Raw genomic sequence first — 22,206 nt, forward strand, 5'->3', positions numbered from 1 at the left:
TGATTGGCGCTGAGCCCGACCAATAATGCTGCGCTATTGCAGGAAGTCGACGAAGCCGTCCGCAAGGATCGGCTCGATTCGATCTGGACGAGTTATGGGCGCTGGATCGTCGCTGCGGTCATTGCAGCGCTCGTGGCGTTTGGCGGCTATCTTTTCTGGAACCATCAGCAGGAAACCAAGCGCGGCGAACAGGCCGAAGCGCTGCTCGCCGCCTTTGACAAGGCGAAGACCAGCCAGCCGGGTGCAGCCGCCCTCGAGCTTGACAAGCTGATCGCGGAAGGTGGGCCTGCGTATCGCGCGGCTGCGCTCGTCCAGCAGGCGAACCTCAAGGCTCAGACCGGGGACCTTAAGAGTGCCGCCGCGCTGATGGCGAAGGTAGCAAGCGACACGAAAATCGATCAGGCGCTGCGCGACCTTGCCCTGATCCGCCAGACCGCGTTTGAATATGACACGCTTAAGCCCCAGACCGTGATCGCGCGCATGAAGCCCCTTGTCGATGCAAAGGATTCAAGCTGGTTTGCCAGCGCTGCTGAGTTGAGCGCGATCGCGCATTATCAGCTCGGCCAGTTCGATCAGGCGGGCGAGCTTTATGGCCGTATCGCCAAATTGTCCGATATTCCCCAGTCCCTGCAATCACGCGCTGTGCAGATGGCGGGGATGCTGGGCGTTGATGCGGTAGCAGATCGCGCGAGCGACAGCGCCGCAGCCGAAACGAAAGGCGAAGCCGCGCCGAAGGCAGCGGCCGCGAAAAGCGAGGAAGCCAAATAGGATGAAAAGCCGGTATGTATTCTACGCGGCGCTGCTCACGCTGCCGCTGGCAGCTTGCGGCGCGCTGAAGGGCAACGGCGGGCCGAAAACCCCGACCGTCGGCGAACGCGTCTCGATCCTGTCGAATGACAATAGTGTGAAGGTCGACCCCGCGCTGGCCAGCACGGCGGTCGTGCTGCCCGAGCCGGTGGTCAATGCCGCATGGTCGCAATCGGGCGGCAATGCGTCGAAGTCGATGGGCCACCTTGCCCTCGCCGCCTCGCGCCGCCAGGTCTGGAGCGCCACAATTGCGGGCAGCACCAAGAAGCAGCGCCTCGCCTCCTCTCCCGTCGTCGCTGACAACCGCCTCTTCGTCGTCGACACCGACGCGGTGGTCACGGCCTTTAGCGCCGACACGGGCGCCAAGCTCTGGACGGTGTCGATCGGGAGCTCGGGCAAGGATTTTCAGGATTCATTGTTCGGCGGCGGCGCGGCGGTCGACGGCAATGTCGTCTATGCGACGAGCGGCGTCGGCGACGTCGCCGCGCTCAATGCGAGCGACGGATCGATCATCTGGAAGGTCAAACCCGCAGGGCCGCTGCGCGGCGCGCCGACGATTGCCTTCGGCGGCGTCTATGCGATCACGCAGGACAATCAGATCATCGCCCTCAACGCCGCCAATGGCGCGGTGCTGTGGCAGGCGACCGCTTCGCTCGAAGCCGGCAGTGTTTTCGGCGCAGCGTCGCCGGCGGCGGGCGAAGCAACGATCGTTGCGGGTTTCTCGTCGGGCGAGGTTCAGGCCTATCGGTACGAGAACGGCCGCGACCTTTGGGAAGATGCTCTTGCGCGCACGTCGATGGCGCTGTCGGTTTCGACCCTGACCGACGTCGATGCCGATCCGGTCATCGACCGGGGCCGCGTTTTCGCTCTTGGTCAGGGCGGCCGCATGGCGAGCTATGAGCTCAATACCGGCCAGCGCGCGTGGGAAATATCGATCGCGGGTATTTCGACCCCCTATGTGGTGGGTGAATGGGTCTTTGCGATGACCGACGATGCGAAGCTGCTCTGCGTCGCACGCGGATCGGGGAAGATTCGCTGGATCCAGCAACTCCAGCGCTACCGGGTCGAGACCGAAAAGAAGAAGAAAGATCCGATCCGCTGGACCGGCCCGATCCTGGCTGGCGGGCGGCTGATCGCGGTGAACAGCGAGGGGCAGCTCGCCGAATTTTCGCCGACGGACGGATCGACGCTCGCGACGAGCGAGTTCAAGACGTCGCTGTCGCAGACCCCGGTGGTCGCGAACCGGACGCTTTACATTCTCGCGGACGACGGACGCATCACCGCTTGGCGGTAACAGGGCAAGGCTGCGCGCGCGGCCGGGCCGACGGATAGGAACGAAGCATGGCGCGATCCGCGACGATCGCCATAGTCGGTCGGCCCAATGTCGGCAAATCGACGCTGTTCAACCGGCTGGTCGGCAAGCGCCTCGCGCTCGTCGATGACCAGCCGGGGGTGACGCGTGACCGGCGCGAGGGCGATGGCAAGCTGCTCGGGCTCGAGTTCCGGATCGTCGACACGGCGGGGTTCGAGGATCACGACGCCGCGACGCTGCCAGGCCGGATGCGCTTGCAGACCGAAAAGGCGGTCCGCGAGGCCAATGCGGCCCTTTTCCTGATCGATGCGCGCGCGGGCGTCACCCCGCTCGACGAAGAAATCGCGCGCTGGCTGCGCAGCGAAGACACGCCGATCATATTGTGCGCGAACAAGGCCGAAGGCAAAGCGGGCGAAGCCGGACTGATGGAGGCCTATTCGCTGGGCTTTGATACCGTCCTTGCCTTGAGCGCCGAACACGGCGATGGCCAGGTCGAGTTGTTCGATGCGCTGCGCCCCATCGTCGAACCCTTCATGGACGCTGAGGCCGAAGAGGCTGCTGCTGAAGAGGATGCGCTGGGTCCGATGAAGCTCGCGATCGTCGGACGGCCCAATGCCGGCAAGTCGACGCTGATCAACCGCATGATCGGAGAGGACCGTCTCATCACCGGGCCCGAGGCCGGGATCACCCGCGACTCGATCCGCGTGGATTGGCAGTGGGAAAAGGACGGCGAGGTTCATGAAATCCAGCTGTTCGATACCGCAGGGATGCGCAAGCGCGCCAAGGTCCAGGACAAGCTCGAGAAACTGTCGGTCGCGGACGCGCTTCATGCGGTCGATTTCGCCGAGGTTGTCGTGCTCTTGCTCGATGCGACCAAGGGGCTTGAGGCGCAGGATCTGCGCATTGCCGACCGGGTGCTGCAGGAAGGGCGCGCGCTGATCGTCGCGCTCAACAAATGGGACGTCGCTGAAAATCCCTCAGCCCTTTTCAATGGCGTGCGCGGCGCGCTCGACGACGGGCTCGCGCAGGTGAAGGGGGTCCCTGTCCTCAGCATTTCGGGCGCGACGGGGAAGGGCATCGATACGCTGGTGCGCGTCGCCTTCGAGCAGCGTGCGATCTGGACCAATCGCGTTTCGACCGCAAAGCTCAACCGCTGGTTTGAGGGGGCGGTAGCCGCCAATCCGCCACCGGCGCCGGGCGGCAAGCGGATCAAGCTGCGCTATATCACCCAGGCTCGCACGCGTCCGCCGACCTTCGTCGTCTTCGGCACCCGGACCGATGCGTTGCCGGCGAGCTATGAGCGCTATCTGGTCAATGGCATGCGCAAGGAACTGGGCTTCCAGGGCGTCCCGGTGCGTCTCAACTTCCGCAATTCGCGCAACCCCTATGATGAATGAGCCGTCCGCCGCGGCGGTGGTCGATGCGCGCGGCATGCGCTGTCCCTGGCCGGCGCTGCGTCTTTCGCGCGCGATGCGCGCCGAAAGCGAAGTCCTCTTGCTTGCCGACGATCCGCAGGCCGCGCGCGAGATTGCGGCGCTTGCGGCTCAGCACGACTGGACGGTCGAAACCGCGGGGGAGGGGTGCTGGCGGGTCGCGCGCTGATCCGTTTCGGGACATGTTGCGGGCGGGCTTTCCTGCTGTAACGGCTTTTTTACCCAAGTGGGGCATGGAGGCCGCTGGGACCAAGGACCAAATCGAGCACCAAGGAACGGAACATTGGAAGATATCCTGGTCGATTGGGATGAATTCCGCGCGACGCGCGCTCAGCTCGGCGCTGCATTTATCCGGATTCTCGGCTATTTTCGCGAGGATGGCACCAAGTCGGTCGCCGTGATCGAAGAGGCGATGCGCGCGCGCGATGCGCGCGGTCTCGTTATGCCGGCGCATACGCTGAAGAGCGAGGCCCGGCAGTTTGGCGCCGAACGGCTGGGCGAACTGGCCGAGGATATCGAGATGTTCGCACGCCGCTGCGTCGAAAGCCAGGTCAGCCCCGAAGAATATCTGCCGCGTGTCGTCGAACTGCGCCCGCTGTTCGAAAAGACACTCGCAGCGCTTGAGCGCGAGGCCAATCCGCTCGTTCAGCGCCGTCCGGCGAGCTTCGGAAACGCCGTCAGTTACTGAGCGGGCGGGCGTCGTCGCATCGGCTGCGGCGATGCGCGCGACAGGCTGCGCCACAGCCACTCGAGCGGGCCATAGTGAAACCGGTCAAGCCACGGCTTCGACCAGAGCAGCATCGCGGCCCACATGCCGAAGCAGAAGAGATAGAGCGGCGCTCGGCCCACGCTGCCGAACAGGCCGAGGCCATAGCCATAAAAGATCGTCGTCATCACGATCGAGGTCGTCAGATAGTTTGTGAAGGCCATGCGGCCCGCAGCCGCAAGCCGGGCGCGGACAGCATCGCTTACGGTGATGCGGATCAGCCACAGGATGAGCGCGGCCCAACCGAAGGTCATCATGATGTCGAAGGGGAGCGAAAGCGCTGCCGCCGATCCGAAGACCGCCACGCCGCTGAAGCCTGCCTTTGCCTGATAGACAGCAAGGCCGGCGAGCGGCGGCGCGGCGAGGAGAAATCCGGCGATGGCCCATTTCAGATAGCGCGCCGCGGGCCATTGCCCCGTCAACATGCGGGACTTGAGCAGCGCCATCCCGGCGAGCATCAGCCCCATGGTTTCCCAGAGCATCACGATCAGGCCCTCCACGGGTTTGCCCGCGGTCTCGGTGATGCGATGCGTGACGATCGCGCCGTAGCTTCCAAGATAGCGCGCAAGCTCCTTCGCATAATCGGGCGAATTCGCGCCCATCGCCGTCTCGATCTGACGCAGCGCGGTGCTAGCGCCTGCGCCGGCATCGACCGGCAGCGCGCCCGCTTGCGCCGCGAGGAGCGAGGCCCAGAGCGCGAGGAAAAGCGCTGCGCCGACCAGGAAAAAGCCGGCCGCCCACCAGGCCAGCGCCCTTGCGGAGAGGCGCCGAAAGGGGAAGAGAAGCAGGCCGCAGACGGCATAGAGAAAGAGAATGTCGCCGAACCAGATGAAATAATAGTGGGCGAGACCGAAGAGCGCGAGCCAGAGCATCCGGGCATAATGGGCACGCAGCGGGCTGCGTCCCGCAGCTTCGGCGCGTTCGATGACGAGCAAGGTGCTCGCGCCGAAGAGCATCGAGAAGAGCCCGCGCATCTTGGAGTCGACAAAGAGGAAGTTGAAGAACCATGCAGCAAGGTCGGCCCCGCCGGGCGGCCCGCCCGCAGCAGGGTTGGAATAGGCCGGGAAGGGCAGGGCAAAGGCGACGATGTTCATCGCCAATATGCCCATCACCGCGACCCCCCGGATTGCATCGAGGCTTTCGAAGCGTTGGTTCGTCGCCGCGTTCATGAGCTGCCCCTGCTGTCTTAGGGGGATGATACAGTTTAGGGCGCGCGGCGTCCAGCGCGCTGATCGAGGCTTTCCGAACCCCAAATCTGCATTTCTCCGCCCAGTGAGACCGTATTGACATTTATGTCAATAATGCTAGGTCGTACAGCGACATCGATTCCCAGCGAGACTGAAGATGACGCGCCTACCGCTTTCCCACCCCGACCGCACCGACGGCGGTTTTCGTCCGATGAAGGCGCTTCATCATTTCCGCAGGCTGATCGCCGACAAGGAAGACACCGAGCAGGTGTTTCACATCATCGACGCCCTGCGCGACAAGCGTTTCGGCCGCTCGGTAGAGCGTTTCTTCGAGACCGCGGAAGGCCAGCGCGTGCTTGCCGAACGGCCCTATTTGCCCGCGCTGCTCGACGACCATGATGCGCTTCGCCGCCTGCCCGAAGCGAGCGTCGGACGCGTCTATGTCGATTTCATGGAGCGCGAGGGTCTGACCGCGCAGGGGCTGGTCGACGAGTCGCTCAAATTCCGCCGCGGCAAGCCGAGCTATGATGACATGCTCGAAATCTATGGCGACCGGCTTCGCGACACGCACGACCTGTTCCACATCCTGACCGGCTACGGCCGCGACGCGCTCGGTGAGCAATGCGTGCTCGCCTTTTCCTACAGCCAGACGCCGAGCTGGGGGACATTGTTCATCGCGTGGGCGGGCGCGCGCGAAATTCGCAAGGGTATTGGCCGGCGCTATCCCATCTATGCCGCGGTCCGCGAGGGGCAGCGGATCGGCCGCGTCGCCGAGCAGATTGCGCACCAGAATATCGAGGCGCTGCTTGCCGAACCGCTTGCCGCCGCGCGCAAGCGACTGGGGATCCTGGAGCCGGTGGTCTACAAACAGGTTCACGCAATGATGCGCGCCGATGGTATCGATCCCTATGATCTGTTGGGGACCAAGCCCGCCGAGGCGGGCGCTGCGAAGCCCGAACTCGCGCAGGCGGCGTGACGGCGCGCCTTTATGAGCCCAATTTTTCGATCAGTGCCTGCGCAGCCGCAGGATTTCGCACCTTCGCGCCCGCGATAAAGAAGAGATAGACATCGCGGCCGCCCTGTGCCCAGTCGCGGGCCTGCTTTGCCCAACGGTCCAGCGCCTTGTCGTCATAGCCGGTTTCGACATCCTCCCGGCTCCTTTGCAACCGCGCATAGGTGAAATCCGCGGTCGGCTCGTCGATGCGCGGAAATTCATCGCTGTCGGCGAAGACGATCGCCATGTTCCGCTCGCGCGCGAGGTCGACGAAATCAGGATCGCAAAAACTCTCGTGCCGCACTTCGAGAGCGTGGCGAAGCGGCAGGCCGTCCTGCGTCTCGGGAAGCAGGTCGAGGAAGCTTGCAAAGTCGTCGCGTTCGAACCTCTTCGTTGCCATGAACTGCCACAGGATCGGTCCGAGCCGGGCGCCGAGCCGCGTCACACCCTGCGCCAGGAATTTTTCGACCGATCCTGCGGCGTCAGCGAGCCGTTTGCGATTGGTCGCAAAGCGCGATGCCTTGACGCTGAAGCGAAAGCCATCGGGTACGGCCTCCGCCCAGCTCGCGAAGGTTTCCGGCTTCTGGCTGCCATAATAGGTGCCGTTGATCTCGATTCCGGTCAAATGCTGCCCGGCGTATTCGAGCTCGCGCTTCTGGGGATGCCCGGGCGGATAGAAGGGCCCGCGCCACGGCTCATAGGTCCAGCCCCCGATTCCGACATGGATGCTCATGAGCAAAATCTCCCGGCCGCGCGACGCGGGCGCCTCACGCCAAAGCTGCGTCGGCTCCCATCAAGGTCGGGAAGAAGCCTTCGTGCGCCTCGCGCAGCTCGGCCAGCGTCACCTGATGGTCGCTTTCGGGCAGTTCGAAGACGATACGATCCTTGATCGTGCGGCCAAGCGGGTCGACCGGCACATCGGCGCGGTTCGCAGCGTCGAGGAAATCGGCAAGGCAGGTGTCGCAGACGGTGGCGAGGTAAAGGCCCTGATCCTCGCCGAAGAAGCTTTCGGCAATGCCGAATGGCTGTTCCTCGCTGACGAGGACGCCGATGTTCGACTTTAAGGCCATTTCGGCGAGTGCGACCGCGACACCGCCGTCGGAGACGTCGTGGCAGGCAGTGATCCACCCGGCATTGATGCTTGCGCGGATGAAATCTCCCGTGCGCTTCTCGGCCTTGAGGTCGACGGGTGGCGGCGGGCCCTCCTCGCGGCCATGGATCTCGCGCAGCCAGATCGACTGGCCCAGATGCCCCATGCGCTCGCCGATGGCGAGCACGATGTCGCCGGTGCGCTTGAAGCCGATTCCGACCGCCTTTGAAAGATCGTCGATGACGCCGACGCCCCCGATCGCGGGGGTGGGCAGGATGGCGCTGCCGCCGCCCGTTGCCTTCGACTCATTGTAGAGGCTGACGTTGCCCGAGACGATCGGATAGTCGAGCGCCCGGCACGCCTGGCCCATGCCCTCGAGGCAGCCCGTAATCTGGCCCATGATTTCGGGGCGCTGCGGATTGGCGAAATTGAGACAGTTGGTGATCGCGAGCGGTGTCGCGCCGACCGCCGTGATGTTGCGCCACGTCTCCGCGACAGCCTGTTTGCCGCCCTCGACGGGGTCGGCAAAGCAGTAGCGCGGGGTGCAATCGGTCGACATGGCCAGCGCGCGGTTGGTGCCGTGGATGCGGACAAGCGCGGCGTCGCCGCCGGTCTGCACCGTGTCGGCGCCGACCTGGCTGTCATACTGCTCCCAGATCCAGCGGCGGCTGGCGATGTCGGGGGTTCCCATGAGCAATTTGAGGTCGGCTGCGATGTCCTTCGTCTCGGGCACGTCGCTAAGCTCGGCAGGCTTGGGAGTCGCCACGTGCGGGCGATCGTATAGCGGTGCATCGTCGGCGAGGGGGGCGAGCGGAATGTCGCAGACGATCTCGCCCTTATGCTCCAGCACCATGCGGCCGGTATCGGTAACCGTGCCGATGACCGCGAAGTCGAGTTCCCATTTCTCGAAGATCGCCTTGGCGAAATCTTCCTTGCCGGGCTTGAGGACCATCAGCATGCGTTCCTGGCTTTCGGACAGCATCATTTCATAGGCCGTCATGCCGGTCTCGCGCTGGGGCACATCGTCCATCCTGAGGTGGATGCCGACGCCCCCCTTCGAGGCCATTTCGACCGACGAACTGGTGAGCCCGGCGGCGCCCATGTCCTGGATCGCGACGATCGCGTCCGACGCCATCAGCTCAAGGCAGGCCTCGATCAGCAGTTTCTCGGTGAAGGGGTCGCCGACCTGCACGGTCGGGCGCTTTTCCTCGGTATCCTCGCCAAAGTCCGCGCTCGCCATCGTCGCGCCATGAATGCCGTCGCGGCCGGTCTTCGAGCCGACATAGACGATCGGATTGCCGACGCCGCTCGCGGCCGAATAGAAGATCTTGTCCTGTTCGGCGACGCCAACGGTCATGGCGTTGACGAGAATATTGCCGTCATAAGCCTTGTGAAAATTGACCTCGCCGCCGACCGTGGGCACGCCCACGCAATTGCCATAACCGCCGATGCCATGGACGACGCCCGAGATCAGATGCTTCATCTTCGGATGATCAGGACGGCCGAAGCGCAGCGCATTGAGGTTCGCAACCGGGCGTGCTCCCATGGTGAAGACGTCGCGCAGAATGCCGCCGACGCCGGTCGCGGCGCCCTGATAAGGTTCGATGTAGGAGGGGTGGTTGTGGCTCTCCATCTTGAAGATCGCGGCAAGCTTCTTGCCGTCCGGTCCCGCGCCGATATCGATGACGCCAGCATTCTCGCCGGGACCGCAAATCACCCACGGTGCTTCGGTCGGGAGTTTCTTCAGATGGATGCGCGAGCTTTTGTAGCTGCAATGCTCCGACCACATGACCGAGAAAATGCCAAGTTCGACCAGGTTCGGCTCGCGCCCGAGCGCGTGGAGGACACGATCATATTCTTCCGCCGAGAGGCCGTGATCGGCCACAATCTCAGGGGTGATGGCAAAGTCGGACGGGGCTGCTGTCTGGGTCATGGCGCGCCTTTAGCCGCGCGCGCGCGATAGGAACAGACCCCATGCGCCTTTTTCAGCGCGCTGGGGTCTGTCCCGGGACCTCATTACCGCGCCGCAAGCGTGGTGGGGGCCGTATCGAGCGGCTCGACGTCGCGCAGCGGGAAGTTCACCTGCTGCGACCCGACGGTGCCGCGAACCCGGCGTTCGCCGATGCGCAGCCGGAAGCGCTTGCCGCTGCGTTCCTCGATGCCGGTGATGAGGCGCATGTCGCCCTTGCGCGTGATGCTGTAGCTGTAGATATGCCCCTCATGCTCGAACCGCTGCTTGGCATTATCCTCGGCCTGAGCGGTGGGCGCGAGCAGGGCAAGTCCGAGGGCGGCGGAGATGGTCGTCTTCATGACGCAAGTCCTTGTCTGATAAACAAAACTTGCCTTTCAGCCCCTCCTTATTGTGCGGTGCAGCATGGCTTATCGGCGGGCGAGCGGCAATTGCAAAGAATCAAAATGCAATTGCGCCCTCTGTCAGGCTGCGAGCGCGCGGCGCTCGCGCGTCGTCCACGAGGCCGCCCATGCAAGCAGCGCATAGGCGCCCAATATTGTCGCAGGGATCGCGAGCGAATAGGCATATTCCTTGGGGCCAAACCAGTCGATCGCCTGGATCAGGGCAAGCAGACCTGGAAGCATCCAGAGACGCCGATCGCCCCCCCGGCGCTCGCGGATCAGAAGCGCTGCAAAGCCGATGTCGGCGAACTACGCCGCGATGAATAAAGTGCAAAGCCCGGCAGCGCGGGGCTGCGCAGCCGCGAGGAGCGCCGGAGCGAAATGGCCGACGAACAAGGCGCGATGCCAGGGCGGCCGGAGGCGACGTCAAGCTTGACCGCAAGGGGGCGAAGAGGCCAAAGCAGGCGCCATGACGGACACGCCCGCACCTGCTGCTGCCCCTGAAATCGCCTCCATGTCGTTCGAGGCGGCGATGGGCGAGCTTGAAACCATCGTGCGGCGGCTCGAAAGCGGCGATGTCAGTCTCGAAGAATCTGTCGCGCTCTATGAACGCGGTCATGCGCTCCGTGCGCATTGCGAAGCGCGGCTCGCAGCGGCGCAGGCCCGCATCGAACAGGTCAGTCTCGGGGCGGATGGCCAGCCCGCGGGAACCGCGCCCTTCGGCGAAGCCTGAGGCCGTGACGACACGCGTCGAAGGCGGATCAGCGGCGGACGCATCGCTCGTTCATGCGGCACAGGCCGAGGTCACGGCGGGCATCGACCGGCTTTTCGACCGGCTGCTCGCCGTACCGTCCGATCCCAGGGGCCCGCTTTACGAGGCGATGCGCCACGCCGCGATCGGCGGCGGCAAGCGGCTGCGTCCGCTTCTCGTGCGCGCGGCAGGCGACCTTTACCATGTCGACCAAGCGCCGGCGCTGCGCGTCGGGGCGGCGGTCGAGGCGATGCACGTTTATTCACTGATTCACGACGATCTTCCGTGCATGGACGATGATGACATGCGCCGCGGCAAGCCGACGGTGCACAAGGCCTTTGGCGAGGCGACTGCGATTCTTGCGGGCGATTCGCTCCATGCCCTCGCCTTTGAATGGCTCGTCGATCCCGCAACCCACGCCGATCCGTTCGTGCGCGGCGAGTTGGTGCGCGAGCTCGCTCGTGCGGCCGGGCCGGCGGGCATGGCGGGCGGACAGATGATGGATCTCGCCGCCGAAACCGCCGATTTCGACCTGCCGACGGTCACGCGGCTGCAGCAACTCAAGACCGGCGCGCTGATCGCCTTTTCGGTCGAGGCAGGAGCGGTTCTTGCGCGCATCCCCGCCGAAGGACGCACGCCGCTGCGCGGCTACGCACGCGATATCGGGCTCGCCTTCCAGATCGCCGACGACATCATGGACGTCGAGGGAGATGAGGCGCTCGCCGGCAAGGCGCTGCACAAGGACGATGCCGCAGGCAAAGCGACCTTTGTCACGCTGATGGGGATAGAGCGCGCACGCGAGCAGGCGGCGCTGCTTGTCGACCAGGCGATTGCCCATCTGTCGGGATTCGGCGACGAGGCTGCGCTGTTGCGGGCCATCGCGCGCTATGTGGTGGAAAGGGACCGTTGATGCGCATTGGGGTTTATCCCGGAACGTTCGATCCGATTACGCTCGGGCACATGGACATCATCCGCCGCGGCGCGAAGCTGGTCGACAGGCTCGTGATCGGGGTGACGACAAATATCAGCAAGTCGCCGCTGTTCGATGATGAGGAGCGCATCGCGATGGTGCGTCACGAGGTCGCCGCGATCGAAGGCGATATCCGCGTCGTCGGCTTCAACTCGCTTCTGATGGACTTTGCCGAGCGCGAGGGCGCGAGCGTCATCGTCCGCGGCCTGCGCGCGGTCGCGGACTTTGAATATGAATATCAGATGGCAGGGATGAACCAGCAACTGAATGACCGGGTCGAGACGGTTTTTCTGATGGCCGATGTGGGATTGCAGCCGATCGCGTCGCGGCTGGTCAAGGAGATCGCGATCTTCGGCGGCGAGATCCACAAGTTCGTCACCCCCGCGGTGCGCGAGGCGGTCGAGCGGCGAATCGCCGAAAGGGGCTTGCGGCAGGGCGAGCCTTGACCGCAATCATTGAGCGTTCAGCTTTTTCCCGCTAGGGCGCGCAAAAACGGGGCGCAAACCGGATTCAACGATAAAGGCCGATATAGCATGATATTCCCACTCCGCCCCCTGGCCTTGACGGTGATGGCGCTCGGCCTCGCGGCTTCGGCCGTAGCGCAGGAAGCACCGCCGCCTCCGGGGCCCACGCCGGAAGAAAGCCCGGCTCCAACCGACATTCCCGAGCCGGCGCCGCCGCTCGAAACACCCCCCGCTCCGCCCGCCGAGGAGCCGGCCGCACCCGATGCAAGCGCAGCCGAGGAGACGTCGGTGGCTGCGGCGATGGCGCCCGAGCAATATCTCAACAATCCCGAATATATGCTCAACCTTGACCTTTCGACCGGCGGACGGGTGGTCATCCAGCTTTTCCCGAACGTCGCACCGGGTCATGTGGCGCGGGTCAAGGAACTCGCGCGCGCGGGCTTTTATGACGGGGTCAAGTTCCACCGCGTGATCGACGGCTTCATGGCGCAGACGGGCGATCCGACTGCGACGGGTCAGGGCGGCTCGCGGCTTCCCGACCTCAAGGCTGAATTCAACGACATGCCGCATCTGCGCGGTACGGTATCGATGGCGCGCGCCGAAAGCCCGGACAGCGCGAACAGCCAATTCTTCATCATGTTCCAGCCGCGCTTTTCGCTCGACCACCGCTATACCGTGTTCGGACGGGTTGTCTCGGGCATGCAATATGTCGACGCGATCCAGCGGGGCGAGCCGCCCGCAGTGATGTCGCGCATGGTGCAGGTGTCGGTCGCCGCCGACAACAAGCCCGTGCCTCCGGCGCCGATGCTGACCGAAGCGCAGGCGCCCGCGCTAGATATCACGGCCGACCAGCTCAACGCGCCGATCCAGTAAGCGGTCGAGGGCGCGCGATATCCCATGCGCGTCGACGCCTTCGATTTCGAGCTCCCTCCCGAGCGCATAGCGCTACGCCCCGTGCGGCCGCGCGACGCGGCGCGGATGCTCGTCGTCGAGCGCGGGGGGATCCGCGATGCCACGGTGAGCGACCTCCCCGGCGAGCTGCGGGCCGGCGACTGCCTCGTCTTCAACGATACGCGCGTCATCCCGGCCCAGCTCGAGGGGCGGCGAGGCGACGCCAAGATCGGGGCCACGCTCCACAAGCGGATCGACTTGCGCCGTTGGCAAGCCTTTGTGCGCAACGCGAAGCGGCTAAGGGTCGGCGAGAGCGTCGATTTTGGTTCGGGGGTCACGGCCGCGGCCGAAGAACGGCTGTCCGACGGCAGCTTCATCCTCGCCTTTGCCGGTGACGAGCCCGTTGAGCTGCTGCTCGAACGCGCCGGCACCATGCCGTTGCCGCCCTATATTGCCGGCAAGCGCGCGACCGACGAGGCGGACCGCCGCGACTATCAGACGATGTTCGCGCGCGAGGATGGCGCGGTCGCCGCGCCCACCGCGGCGCTCCATTTCACGCCCACGCTGCTCGATGCGCTCGCCGCCGCGGGTATCGCTTGTGAGACGCTGACGCTCCACGTGGGGGCGGGCACCTTCTTGCCGGTGAAGGCCGATAATACCGAAGATCATGTCATGCACGCCGAATGGGGCCGCATCGACGCTGCGACCGCCGATCGCCTCAACGCCGTGCGCGCCGCGGGCGGGCGCATCATCGCGGTGGGGACGACAAGTCTTCGCCTGCTCGAAAGCGCGGCGCTCGGGACCGGCCTCATCGAGCCTTTCGAGGGCGATACCGCGATCTTCATTACCCCCGGCTATCGTTTCAAGGCGATCGATGGGCTCATGACCAATTTTCATCTGCCGCGCTCGACGTTGTTCATGCTGGTCAGTGCCCTGATGGGGCTCGAGACGATGCAGGCGGCCTATGCCCACGCGATTGCGAACGGCTACCGTTTCTACAGCTATGGTGATGCAAGCCTGCTGCTTCCGCAGCGACCGGACCGCTCGGCGTGAAAGAGCCGTGCCGGCCCCGTGAATCGGGACCCGGCTAAGGCGACGAGAAGCTCAGCCGTTTCGCCAGCTTCCGGCGGGACATCACACTTCGATGACGACCTTGATGTTCTCAGGGCTAAGCTTGGCCGCCCGGGCAATGTCCTTCTTGGCCCGCGCGATGACATCCCCCAGGCATTCGCCCTCCTCGAGGCCGAGCAGCTCCGAAACGTCGGTTCCAAGTAACGCGGCAAGGGCTTCCATCCGCCCGGGCTTCGGGCGCGCTTTGCCTTGCTCCCAAGCCGAAATCGAGGGCTCGCTCACCGCCAGTTGCTTCGCCATTTGCGACTGGGTCAGTCCCCTTGCCATCCGCAATCTTTGCAGACGGGTACCGAAGCTCTCGGCGCTTCTTGGGCGCGGAGAGACGCGGGCGTCGGGACCGACAATGCTGCGAAGCTGCGCGGCGCTGAGCGTAGCAGACGTAATGGCCGTATCGAACTGACAGCCATAGATATGGGCGCTGTTCCAGATGATCCGCGCCCCGGTGGGGCCGGCGTGGGGCAGGTCGATCTCGATCCTCTCGCCGATTGCGAGCGCGACTTCGCTCTCGATCAGGAGCCCGCTTGCAGAAATATTGTGGACCTGCACCATGAGGTCATCGCCCGTCGCTTTAGCGCCGGGCAACTGAAGCCGAAGCGTGCGGCGCGGGCTTCGGGACTTGGCGCCGCGAACCTCGCCGGTCTCAATATATGCGGGAATTGCCATCGTCCTGCCTATTCGGGCAGATTGCGTTAAGAGAAGGTTACCGGCGCGACAAATGCCGTGCGGCCATATGTGCCCGCAAGGCGATGGCTGCAGCCGGCAGGATGGCTTCACAATGGAAGATTAAGCGGCGCGCCTCGAATTCGGGCCTCCCCGCAATGCTGTGCCGCACCGAGCGGCTCATCGGCAATTAACTTTTGGCTAAGTCATGCCGATTCCGCCGCGTGAACCTTATCCGCTGGCACTCTGCAAGGGGTTTAATATCGCGCCGCTGACAAACCCTCGCAGAAGACCCTCTTTTAGACGAAACAATCGGGGTTCACCTACTTTCGAGCCCACGCGCACTGGCCTCAGCTCAGACCCAGCAAAATTTAACTTTTTTTTAGTGAATGTCAGGGCGCGCAGCAAACGTCTTAGCGAGCGACAGCCCCGCTATTTTGGAATATTTTTGTACAAGTAAATCAATTATATAACGTCGTTAGAGGGGCGGGGGCAGCGCGCCGGCCTGGCCGGCGACTGTTTCGCCTTGGGACAAATGTTCTCCCGCTCGGCGCCAAGGCCGTGCTTTTGAGACTCGACTCAGACTTAACAAATTCTTAACCCCTACCGCGTCGAGCGAATCAAAACTGGTTGGCTTGGCCGGGGGGTCGCGCATCGAAGAAACTTAATGTTTCGTGTATGTTTCTGAGAAGGTGGGGAATTTCGGGATCAAGAAAATTTACTTGTATAAGTAAATTGTGAGCGTGATCAATTAAAATGCTCTAGGACCTCGTTATTCACTCCGTATTGTGCGGAATGAGTCAAATGTTATACATCAATGTCCGCGCCAGAAAGGCATTTATACTGATGGCCTCGGCGTTATCGTCGCTCGCTTTCGGGAGCTATGCTGCAAATGCGCACAGCGTGAATGGCGCGCATCAAAACTTGCAACTTAACATATCGGGGCAAATTAGCCCTAAGTGTGGGCTAAGTTTTCCCGATAACGAGGCAGATGTGGTGCTCACCGAAAGAGCGGGCACGACTTCCTTGCCCTTCGCTGTCAGTTGTAACCAGCGGATGAATGTTCAGTTGCGCTCGTTAAACGGCGGTCTTCAACACACAGAGGTTGGGCGCGCGCCCCGGTTCAACGGGTTCGCCAATTTCGTTCCGTATACGCTCACCTTTAGCATCGACTCCGAAGGTGCCCGGGACGTCTCGGCCGACAGTCGAGAAATGACATCACCTGTTCAAGGCACCGTTGGGCAAATCCCATTCGAGTCGAACGGCTCATTGACTTTGGCCTGGGCCGCCACGCCGCCGCTTCTCGGGGGCCAGTATCGCGACGTCGTCGAAATTCGCATCAGCGGATATTGACCGGCGTCCACAAAGATCTTCGGTCCGACATTCGGGCAGAAGGTAGAATGCGGCATTTATTGCCGTTGGGGAAGTGGGAGAAATCCCGAAATGAAGGAATTAACGACATGATTAAGCGTATTCTTATTGCTACCGCTGTGGTCGCTGCTGCCGCTCCGGCGATGGCTGCTGAAACCACCACCGTTAACGGTGCGACTGTCGCCTTTTCGGGTAACCGCGCGACCGTCTGCGAAGTCCGCGACTATGAAAACACCGTCCAGTTCGGCGCGCTCGGCGAATTCGGCGCGGCTACGCCCGTTAGCGACACGGCGTCGATCTACTGCAACGTGAAGTTCAATGCGTCGATCGCATCGCAGAACGGTTATCTGCGGCTCGTGACGAACGACGCAGGCGCGACCCCGATCTCGCAGTCGAACACCACTGCGACGGCGTATCAGCAGTTCGCATCGGCTCTGGATTACGGCATCACCGTTCAGGGCCTCGGCAGCGCCAACACCACGGCTATCGGTGCCTCGTCGCCGGTGAGCCTGGGTTCGAACCTGCCCCCGATCAGCGCTTCGGCTCAGCTGACCTACTCGACCGTCACCAGCTCGAAGCCTCTGCTCGGCGGTAACTATGTTGACTCGGTTACGCTGACGCTGACGCCGGTCGCGTTCTAATCGTCCAAACGACTTGAGTTCAGGCCGGGGCATTGTCCCCGGCCTGTTCGGCTTTCCGAGTGCCGGTCCCAGGGGGAAATATGAAACGTTGGTTATGCGCGATGCTGCTCGGTGCGGCTTTGATTTTGCCCCCATCGCAACCAGCGAACGCGCAATCTCTAGCTGTGGAGCCGCTGTTTATCGAAACCCAGCCTGGGCAGAGCGCAGCAATTCGCGTTCGCAACAGTTCGTCGGTGCGGCAGACGGTTGAAGTATCGATCGCGGAACGTGTCGCCGACGAAGCTGGCGAGGTCGCCCGAGTCCCGGCTGACGACGATTTCATCCTGTTTCCCCCGCAGAGCGTCATTGAACCCAATAGCGTTCAAGTGTTTCGTGCGCAGTCAATAAATCCGACACTCGACCGTTCGAAATCCTACTACATTACCGTTCGCCAGCTGCCCGTCGATCTGACGATGGACCCCGTCGCCGGCGGGGCACAACTTCAAGTCGTCTTCGCATTCGATGTAGCGATGCACACGGTACCGCGCGGAGCGGCATCAAATGCTGTCATTTCATCGGCCACGCCCACGACGACCACTATGTCGGCTGTCGCGATTGACGATCCCGCCCGTTCGCCTGATCCAGCGGTTCGAGCGAAAGAGCCGCGGATCGACGTCCCCGGGGTTGAGATCGTCCTGAGAAACGATGGAAACAAATATCTCTATCTGCATCATCTGGAATATCTGATCAGCGGCCAGACCGCGCAGGGCGAGAAAATCGACCTGCCAATTCTAAGCGAAGACGAAGTGCTGGAAGCGGTGACGATGCCGCTTGTTCTTCCGGGCGCTGCGCGCAAGTTCATCCTGCCGTTTCGCAATGGCCCGATTCTCACATCAGCGACGGTTCGCGTCCGCACGCGAGCGGGATATTAAGAACGAGCCATGGCCGGGATTTCGAGCCTTGCACACGCGCTGGAGCCGGTCCTTCTGCTCGCCGCAACTCAGCCGGCTGAGCCGGCAGCATTGGTGGCGCAAGTGCCGGACGCGCCCGCTCATTCCTCCGCTAAATCCATTTCTATTAGCCTACCCGTCACCCTGGATGGGCGCTACGTCGGTGACATCCAGATGGATATCGCGGGCGAACGCGTCACCTTTCCGGCCGAACGCTTCGTTCAGCTAATCCAGGCCGACGTGACAGCTGCTACCACAACTTCTGTCGCGCAAGCCGCCACCGCCGGTCGTTTGACGCCTATAGATGCGTCGGTGGCTGGAATGAAGGTCCGCTATGACTCTTCGTTGCAAGAGCTACAGGTCCTGACCCTCATTGAAGCGCGAAATCGTCGCCTTCTCAACGTCAGTCCTGGCGAAGGCGCCGACACGAGTCCCATCGAGACGCCCGAGCCCGTCTCGCTCTTTCTGAACGGCGCCATTTCCTACAGCTATATTGTGGAGGGACCGCGCGGGAGCGACCGGGGCCGCCAACCTCTCACCGGGTCACTCGAATTGGGTGGCCGCCTCTTCGGAAATGATGGCGTCGCCTTTATTACGCGGCAAGTTTACGACGAGGCTGCGGCTCATCCGTTCCGCCGAATTGAATCGCAACTGATTTACGATGATGTTGCACATCTTCTGAGGGTCACAGCAGGTGACCTTCGTAATCGCGGAACGAATCTTCAGGCGCTACCCCGCATGGCGGGGCTTTCAGTCGAGCGATTCTATGGGCTAGAGCCCACGCGCGTATTCCGCCCTATCGGACAGACCACCTTTGATCTTGAGCGCCCATCAACGGTTCAGGTGCGGGTCAACGGCCTCATTTTTCAAGAACTGTATCTCGATAGCGGTCGATACGACCTTAGGGATCTTCCTCTCAACCAGGGGTCGAACGCGATCGAACTCGTGATCCGCGACGACACCGGCCGCGAGCAGATCATCTCTCAGAATAATTTCTTCGATTTCGACTTGCTGGCGACCGGCGAGACCGATTTTTCGGCCGCCGTCGGTGTCGGCTCCGAAACGCCAAACGGCGTTATTCGTTACACCAATGATTGGATCTTCAGCGGCTTCGCGCGACACGGGTTTTCGGATAGCTTTACAGCGGGGCTTGACGCCCAAGGCGACAAGAAGGGGGGAGCCGTAGGGGCATCGGTCATCTGGGCCTCGCCAATCGGGACTTGGCGCCTCCAGGCAAGTGGGAGTCAGCGCAAAGCCATTGGCTTTGGCTATGCGGTAGGTGCAGGCTATTCCAACACCGGCTATGTCGGCCGCGACTGGAGATGGTCCCTTCGCGCCGATGCCCAATATGTCGACGACAAATTTGCAACGATCGGCGACATTGCTCTTTTGAATGGGGGGGCGATCGATCGGGCGGCTCGTACGCGTGTATCCGCAAACGCCCAAATCAACAGCGCGCGGTTGGCCTTCAATTTGTCGGCCGATTACGAAAGAATCCAGGGCGAGGGCACGCGCACAACGGCACTTGCGGGGGTGAACTATACGATAAATTCGACGTTGGCAGTGGGGGTTTTCGGACGCCATGTGAAAGCGTCCGGACAATCCAACACAGGTTTTTTCTTCCAGCTAAACTGGACACCGGGCAGAAACCGCCTCGTTCGCGGAACCTACGATACGGCGCGCCGCGAGGTGGACCTGAATTACCGCTATTCGCCTCAGCCCTATGTTGGTACGACAGCCTACGAGCTTGGTTTACGTCGCAGCGGCGAAATTGATACCGCGGAACTGAGCGGTCGCGTTGCGCATGTTTCCAACCGGTTCGAAGTGACTGCCCAGCACAATATCTTGTCGACATCGAATTTCGACAGTGACGAACGGGTACAGATCAGCCGGGCAACGCTGGCGTCGAGCCTGGTCTTGGCTGGCGGAAAGCTGTCTTTCTCCCGGCCCGTGCGTGAGGCTTTCGCGATTGTTTCACGGCATTCTACACTGGCGAGAAAACAGATCCTCATCGATCGGACCGAGAATGGCGTGCGGGCGCAAAGCGACGGTTTCGGTCCCGCGGTTATTCCCGATTTGCCGACCTACATCCGAACGTCCGCTTATGTGGACGTGGAAGATCTTCCGCCCGGATATGATATGGGATCCGGCCAATTCGGATTCAAGGCACCGCTCTATGCTGGTTATTCTCTAGAAGCGGGCTCGGCCGCTTCCGTTTCTATAATGGGCTCTGTGGTCAACAAGGAAGGCAAGCCACTCGGCTTTATCGCCGGGGAATTGCAGCGTAAGGATCGCCCGGGCGACGAACCGATCCCCGTCTTCACCAACCGGGCCGGCCGGCTCGTGGGGATCGGATTAACGCCCGGAGTTTACGTGCTGACACTTCGGACGGAACCGCAGTTTCAACAGGATATCACGATCGACGGAAACGGGGGCAACCTCGTGAACATCGGTGAGATAAGGGTAGATCAACGATGACCTCAATCCGAATTCTGACTGTCTGCGCTGCCGGATATGCCGTGATCACTCCTGCGTTTGCCGCGCCCGACAGGCCGGCGTGCGACGTCACAATACAGGAACTCGGCGAGGCCAAAGTTAACCACTATAATGCGCTAGACGGGGGGGATTATCTGGAACCGATCCGCCTCCGCCTCCGCAATAAGGGCGATGGCACATGCGTTGGAGCGGTGAAAATATCACGGATCACGGGTTCTCCGGAATTAATTGGGCCGCACGGCGGGAAATTGACCTACACGATCGTCGCCGAGAATGATCTGGGCAGAGTCGTTTACGACCCCGCAACGAATATCGGCAGCTTGATTCCGGTCTCGATCCCCGGCCGAGCGACGACCGAAATCAGTCCGCGTCTTTTCGTAAGCGGATCGCAGCCGGGACGGGCCGGTCGCTACGCGGCGACGCTCGAAGCCAGTTTTGTTCCAGCGGGCAACAATTTGGCGGCGGATGCGGCCCAATTCACCGTATCGGCGCAAGTCACTCCAAGCGTGCAGGCAAATTTCGTGGGCTCGACCAATCCGCAGCACGCACATCTGGATCTTGGCGAGCTTGCTCCCAACAAGCAGGGGTCGATCAGCCTTCAAATTCGGACAAGCAGTGAATATCAGATTTCGTTTCAGTCAGAGAATAGGGGAAATTTAAAAGGCCCGGCCGAAACGTTCATCCCCTATTCGATGACCTATGCGGGAAGGCTCATCGACCTGTCTCGAACCGACGAACAGCAGTTCAACCCTGCCGACCCCGTTCGCCCGCAAACAAATTTCATCAATGTCGTCGTAGGGCAATTCCAACGAGCCAGATCTGGAACTTACGTCGACCAGGTAACAATCACCATTTCAGCGCTTTGAAGAGCTTATTCATGAGCCTGCCGCTTTGAGCTATTCGCGCCTTGACCGACCGCATGCCATGTGAGCCGGCAATACGATCGCTAGCGACTCGGTCTCGTGGCGTCCTGATGAGGGGCTCCGCCTAACCCCGCGCAATTCAGATCAGAGGCCGGTGCCACCGCCTCTGATGCCCCGCGGTGAATAAGCCGGGCTATGGAATCAGAAGCCGATTGGTGTTATTTCGATCACCACGCTGCTAGCGAATTTTTCGGTATCGCCTGCCTCCCCGTTCGCCAACCAGAGGCTCTCAGCTCCGATGACCGGCTTTCCGTTCGGCTCGATTAGTGTCGACCCTGAGCTGGCTGCGGCAATTTTGTCGCCGAGCCCTAACATGGCGTTGGCGGAAAGGGGCTGATGGCTGAAGCGCATTTGATAACGCGTATTGCAGTATTGGTGGACGGTGCCGAGCGTAGAGACGCCCGCAACTTCGCTAACAGAAGGTGTGAACGTCATTTCGCACCGAATCGGAACGAATGCAGTTAGCATAATACGCGCGTCCGAGGCTTGTGCCGGGGCAGCCGCGGCGAAGACGGTCGTTGCGGACAAAAGCATTCGGGCAATATGCTGCTGCATCGAAGAAACCTTTCGAGTTTCCTTCTGGCACGGAGAGGTTAAAGTTCTGCTAAGCGAAACTCGGGTTGGCGCCCCCATTGCAAAGAGTGGGCCTCACCTAGTCAAATTGATGGAATGGTCCAACGCGGATCGATTTCAGGACCGGGACGACGATGCGCGCGAAATTCCGCAAGAGTTTTTAGGCACGATTGCCTCACGCACACCAAGCCGCGTGGCCGCGCCAAATCTGCATGCCCGCGCGAAGCAGCGCTGCTACTCCAAGATTATGCGGCAAGCATGGATTTTGCCGCTTCCGAGGGGCGTCTGACCTGCACCATCTATAGGTCGCCCGGTTGAGGGGGCAATATGCCCGCCGCACCGTACGGCGCGATGCTCAGCGCTCTGTTTCCTGCAGTTGGCTTGTCATCGCGAGTACCAGCGCACTCAGCTGACAGCCGAAGTTCCGGCATGCCGCAGTCCAGCGCCGCGCGACCGAGATGCCTC

The 22,206-nt window shown here is 62.3% G+C and carries 23 protein-coding genes; 16 read left to right on the forward strand and 7 right to left on the reverse strand.

Annotated features, from left to right (window positions below; translation table 11 throughout):
• Positions 1-3: 3 nt before the first annotated feature.
• The 5 genes from B5X69_RS12465 to B5X69_RS12485 all read left to right on the forward strand — a co-directional run bounded on the left by B5X69_RS12465 (position 4) and on the right by B5X69_RS12485 (position 4,240).
• Positions 4-768, forward strand: coding sequence for a tetratricopeptide repeat protein (locus tag B5X69_RS12465; protein WP_079639029.1), 765 nt, complete (start codon positions 4-6; stop codon positions 766-768).
• Between the two features lies 1 nt (position 769).
• The gene (locus B5X69_RS12470; RefSeq protein ID WP_079639030.1) at positions 770-2,101 is read left to right on the forward strand and encodes an outer membrane protein assembly factor BamB family protein; all 1,332 of its coding nucleotides are present in this window, start codon (positions 770-772) and stop codon (positions 2,099-2,101) included.
• Positions 2,102-2,148: 47 nt separating this feature from the next.
• Positions 2,149-3,516, forward strand: a complete 1,368-nt coding sequence (der, locus tag B5X69_RS12475; protein WP_079639031.1) for a ribosome biogenesis GTPase Der — start codon at positions 2,149-2,151, stop codon at positions 3,514-3,516.
• Positions 3,509-3,721, forward strand: coding sequence for a sulfurtransferase TusA family protein (locus B5X69_RS12480; RefSeq protein WP_079639032.1), 213 nt, complete (start codon positions 3,509-3,511; stop codon positions 3,719-3,721). Before der ends, B5X69_RS12480 begins: the two co-directional genes overlap by 8 nt.
• Before the next feature lie 114 nt (positions 3,722-3,835).
• A complete protein-coding gene (locus tag B5X69_RS12485; protein ID WP_079639033.1) occupies positions 3,836-4,240 on the forward strand; it encodes an Hpt domain-containing protein in 405 nt (134 codons plus the stop codon).
• Here B5X69_RS12485 and B5X69_RS12490 read toward each other — a convergent pair.
• Positions 4,234-5,487: a DUF418 domain-containing protein gene (locus B5X69_RS12490; RefSeq protein ID WP_079639034.1), complete on the reverse strand. Its 1,254-nt coding sequence runs from the start codon at positions 5,485-5,487 to the stop codon at positions 4,234-4,236. The two genes, B5X69_RS12485 and B5X69_RS12490, sit on opposite strands and share 7 nt — an antisense overlap.
• Before the next feature lie 175 nt (positions 5,488-5,662).
• Here B5X69_RS12490 and B5X69_RS12495 point away from each other — a divergent pair, with 175 nt between their 5' ends.
• Positions 5,663-6,481 carry a Coq4 family protein gene (locus tag B5X69_RS12495; protein WP_079639035.1) on the forward strand — a complete coding sequence of 273 codons (819 nt, stop codon included), beginning with the start codon at positions 5,663-5,665 and terminating at the stop codon, positions 6,479-6,481.
• Positions 6,482-6,491: 10 nt separating this feature from the next.
• Here B5X69_RS12495 and B5X69_RS12500 read toward each other — a convergent pair whose 3' ends face one another.
• The 4 genes from B5X69_RS12500 to B5X69_RS21500 all read right to left on the reverse strand — a co-directional run bounded on the left by B5X69_RS12500 (position 6,492) and on the right by B5X69_RS21500 (position 10,184).
• Positions 6,492-7,232, reverse strand: coding sequence for a DUF72 domain-containing protein (locus tag B5X69_RS12500; RefSeq protein ID WP_079639036.1), 741 nt, complete (start codon positions 7,230-7,232; stop codon positions 6,492-6,494).
• Positions 7,233-7,266: 34 nt separating this feature from the next.
• Positions 7,267-9,522 (reverse strand): phosphoribosylformylglycinamidine synthase subunit PurL, encoded by a 2,256-nt coding sequence (gene purL, locus B5X69_RS12505; protein WP_079639037.1) that lies wholly within the window; start codon positions 9,520-9,522, stop codon positions 7,267-7,269.
• Positions 9,523-9,605: 83 nt separating this feature from the next.
• On the reverse strand, positions 9,606-9,899 hold the full coding sequence (locus B5X69_RS12510; protein ID WP_079639038.1) for a hypothetical protein: 294 nt from the start codon (positions 9,897-9,899) through the stop codon (positions 9,606-9,608).
• A 123-nt stretch (positions 9,900-10,022) separates the two neighbouring features.
• The gene (locus tag B5X69_RS21500) at positions 10,023-10,184 is read right to left on the reverse strand and encodes a hypothetical protein (RefSeq protein ID WP_176141592.1); all 162 of its coding nucleotides are present in this window, start codon (positions 10,182-10,184) and stop codon (positions 10,023-10,025) included.
• Between the two features lie 226 nt (positions 10,185-10,410).
• Here B5X69_RS21500 and B5X69_RS12515 point away from each other — a divergent pair, with 226 nt between their 5' ends.
• The 5 genes from B5X69_RS12515 (at position 10,411) to queA (ending at position 14,070) form a co-directional block, all read left to right on the forward strand.
• A complete protein-coding gene (locus B5X69_RS12515; protein ID WP_079639039.1) occupies positions 10,411-10,674 on the forward strand; it encodes an exodeoxyribonuclease VII small subunit in 264 nt (87 codons plus the stop codon).
• A 4-nt stretch (positions 10,675-10,678) separates the two neighbouring features.
• A complete protein-coding gene (locus B5X69_RS12520; RefSeq protein WP_079639092.1) occupies positions 10,679-11,602 on the forward strand; it encodes a polyprenyl synthetase family protein in 924 nt (307 codons plus the stop codon).
• The gene (gene coaD, locus B5X69_RS12525; RefSeq protein ID WP_079639040.1) at positions 11,602-12,108 is read left to right on the forward strand and encodes a pantetheine-phosphate adenylyltransferase; all 507 of its coding nucleotides are present in this window, start codon (positions 11,602-11,604) and stop codon (positions 12,106-12,108) included. Before B5X69_RS12520 ends, coaD begins: the two co-directional genes overlap by 1 nt.
• 87 nt (positions 12,109-12,195) lie before the next feature.
• The gene (locus tag B5X69_RS12530) at positions 12,196-12,999 is read left to right on the forward strand and encodes a peptidylprolyl isomerase (protein ID WP_245798724.1); all 804 of its coding nucleotides are present in this window, start codon (positions 12,196-12,198) and stop codon (positions 12,997-12,999) included.
• A gap of 24 nt (positions 13,000-13,023) precedes the next feature.
• Positions 13,024-14,070 (forward strand): tRNA preQ1(34) S-adenosylmethionine ribosyltransferase-isomerase QueA, encoded by a 1,047-nt coding sequence (queA, locus tag B5X69_RS12535; protein ID WP_079639041.1) that lies wholly within the window; start codon positions 13,024-13,026, stop codon positions 14,068-14,070.
• An 81-nt stretch (positions 14,071-14,151) separates the two neighbouring features.
• Here queA and B5X69_RS12540 read toward each other — a convergent pair whose 3' ends face one another.
• On the reverse strand, positions 14,152-14,811 hold the full coding sequence (locus tag B5X69_RS12540; protein WP_079639042.1) for a helix-turn-helix domain-containing protein: 660 nt from the start codon (positions 14,809-14,811) through the stop codon (positions 14,152-14,154).
• 801 nt (positions 14,812-15,612) lie between these two features.
• Here B5X69_RS12540 and B5X69_RS12545 point away from each other — a divergent pair.
• The 5 genes from B5X69_RS12545 (at position 15,613) to B5X69_RS12565 (ending at position 21,111) form a co-directional block, all read left to right on the forward strand.
• Positions 15,613-16,161, forward strand: a complete 549-nt coding sequence (locus tag B5X69_RS12545; protein WP_139375775.1) for a hypothetical protein — start codon at positions 15,613-15,615, stop codon at positions 16,159-16,161.
• 107 nt (positions 16,162-16,268) lie between these two features.
• A complete protein-coding gene (locus B5X69_RS12550; RefSeq protein ID WP_079639044.1) occupies positions 16,269-16,820 on the forward strand; it encodes a hypothetical protein in 552 nt (183 codons plus the stop codon).
• A 101-nt stretch (positions 16,821-16,921) separates the two neighbouring features.
• Positions 16,922-17,731 carry a fimbria/pilus periplasmic chaperone gene (locus tag B5X69_RS12555; RefSeq protein WP_217699121.1) on the forward strand — a complete coding sequence of 270 codons (810 nt, stop codon included), beginning with the start codon at positions 16,922-16,924 and terminating at the stop codon, positions 17,729-17,731.
• Positions 17,732-17,740: 9 nt separating this feature from the next.
• Positions 17,741-20,227, forward strand: coding sequence for a fimbria/pilus outer membrane usher protein (locus B5X69_RS12560; protein WP_139375777.1), 2,487 nt, complete (start codon positions 17,741-17,743; stop codon positions 20,225-20,227).
• Between the two features lie 41 nt (positions 20,228-20,268).
• Positions 20,269-21,111, forward strand: coding sequence for a hypothetical protein (locus B5X69_RS12565; RefSeq protein WP_139375778.1), 843 nt, complete (start codon positions 20,269-20,271; stop codon positions 21,109-21,111).
• 198 nt (positions 21,112-21,309) lie between these two features.
• Here the strand turns inward: B5X69_RS12565 and B5X69_RS12570 are convergent, their stop codons facing one another.
• A complete protein-coding gene (locus B5X69_RS12570; protein WP_079639049.1) occupies positions 21,310-21,723 on the reverse strand; it encodes a hypothetical protein in 414 nt (137 codons plus the stop codon).
• Positions 21,724-22,206 lie beyond the last annotated feature (483 nt).

It is taken from the genome of Sphingopyxis flava, assembly GCF_900168005.1.
Lineage (GTDB): Bacteria > Pseudomonadota > Alphaproteobacteria > Sphingomonadales > Sphingomonadaceae > Sphingopyxis > Sphingopyxis flava.

What these genes read in the sequence shown, in the direction of transcription:
- queA (WP_079639041.1), top strand. Translation starts at nt 13,024, where the DNA reads ATGCGCGTCGACGCCTTCGATTTCGAGCTCCCTCCCGAGCGCATAGCG.
- B5X69_RS12560 (WP_139375777.1), top strand. Translation starts at nt 17,741, where the DNA reads ATGGCCGGGATTTCGAGCCTTGCACACGCGCTGGAGCCGGTCCTTCTG.
- B5X69_RS12495 (WP_079639035.1), top strand. Translation starts at nt 5,663, where the DNA reads ATGACGCGCCTACCGCTTTCCCACCCCGACCGCACCGACGGCGGTTTT.
- B5X69_RS12515 (WP_079639039.1), top strand. Translation starts at nt 10,411, where the DNA reads ATGACGGACACGCCCGCACCTGCTGCTGCCCCTGAAATCGCCTCCATG.
- B5X69_RS12490 (WP_079639034.1), bottom strand. Translation starts at nt 5,487, where the DNA reads ATGAACGCGGCGACGAACCAACGCTTCGAAAGCCTCGATGCAATCCGG.
- B5X69_RS12530 (WP_245798724.1), top strand. Translation starts at nt 12,196, where the DNA reads ATGATATTCCCACTCCGCCCCCTGGCCTTGACGGTGATGGCGCTCGGC.
- B5X69_RS12570 (WP_079639049.1), bottom strand. Translation starts at nt 21,723, where the DNA reads ATGCAGCAGCATATTGCCCGAATGCTTTTGTCCGCAACGACCGTCTTC.
- B5X69_RS12555 (WP_217699121.1), top strand. Translation starts at nt 16,922, where the DNA reads ATGCTGCTCGGTGCGGCTTTGATTTTGCCCCCATCGCAACCAGCGAAC.
- coaD (WP_079639040.1), top strand. Translation starts at nt 11,602, where the DNA reads ATGCGCATTGGGGTTTATCCCGGAACGTTCGATCCGATTACGCTCGGG.
- B5X69_RS12480 (WP_079639032.1), top strand. Translation starts at nt 3,509, where the DNA reads ATGAATGAGCCGTCCGCCGCGGCGGTGGTCGATGCGCGCGGCATGCGC.
- B5X69_RS12545 (WP_139375775.1), top strand. Translation starts at nt 15,613, where the DNA reads ATGTTATACATCAATGTCCGCGCCAGAAAGGCATTTATACTGATGGCC.
- B5X69_RS21500 (WP_176141592.1), bottom strand. Translation starts at nt 10,184, where the DNA reads ATGCTTCCAGGTCTGCTTGCCCTGATCCAGGCGATCGACTGGTTTGGC.
- B5X69_RS12540 (WP_079639042.1), bottom strand. Translation starts at nt 14,811, where the DNA reads ATGGCAATTCCCGCATATATTGAGACCGGCGAGGTTCGCGGCGCCAAG.
- B5X69_RS12470 (WP_079639030.1), top strand. Translation starts at nt 770, where the DNA reads ATGAAAAGCCGGTATGTATTCTACGCGGCGCTGCTCACGCTGCCGCTG.
- B5X69_RS12500 (WP_079639036.1), bottom strand. Translation starts at nt 7,232, where the DNA reads ATGAGCATCCATGTCGGAATCGGGGGCTGGACCTATGAGCCGTGGCGC.
- der (WP_079639031.1), top strand. Translation starts at nt 2,149, where the DNA reads ATGGCGCGATCCGCGACGATCGCCATAGTCGGTCGGCCCAATGTCGGC.
- purL (WP_079639037.1), bottom strand. Translation starts at nt 9,522, where the DNA reads ATGACCCAGACAGCAGCCCCGTCCGACTTTGCCATCACCCCTGAGATT.
- B5X69_RS12550 (WP_079639044.1), top strand. Translation starts at nt 16,269, where the DNA reads ATGATTAAGCGTATTCTTATTGCTACCGCTGTGGTCGCTGCTGCCGCT.
- B5X69_RS12510 (WP_079639038.1), bottom strand. Translation starts at nt 9,899, where the DNA reads ATGAAGACGACCATCTCCGCCGCCCTCGGACTTGCCCTGCTCGCGCCC.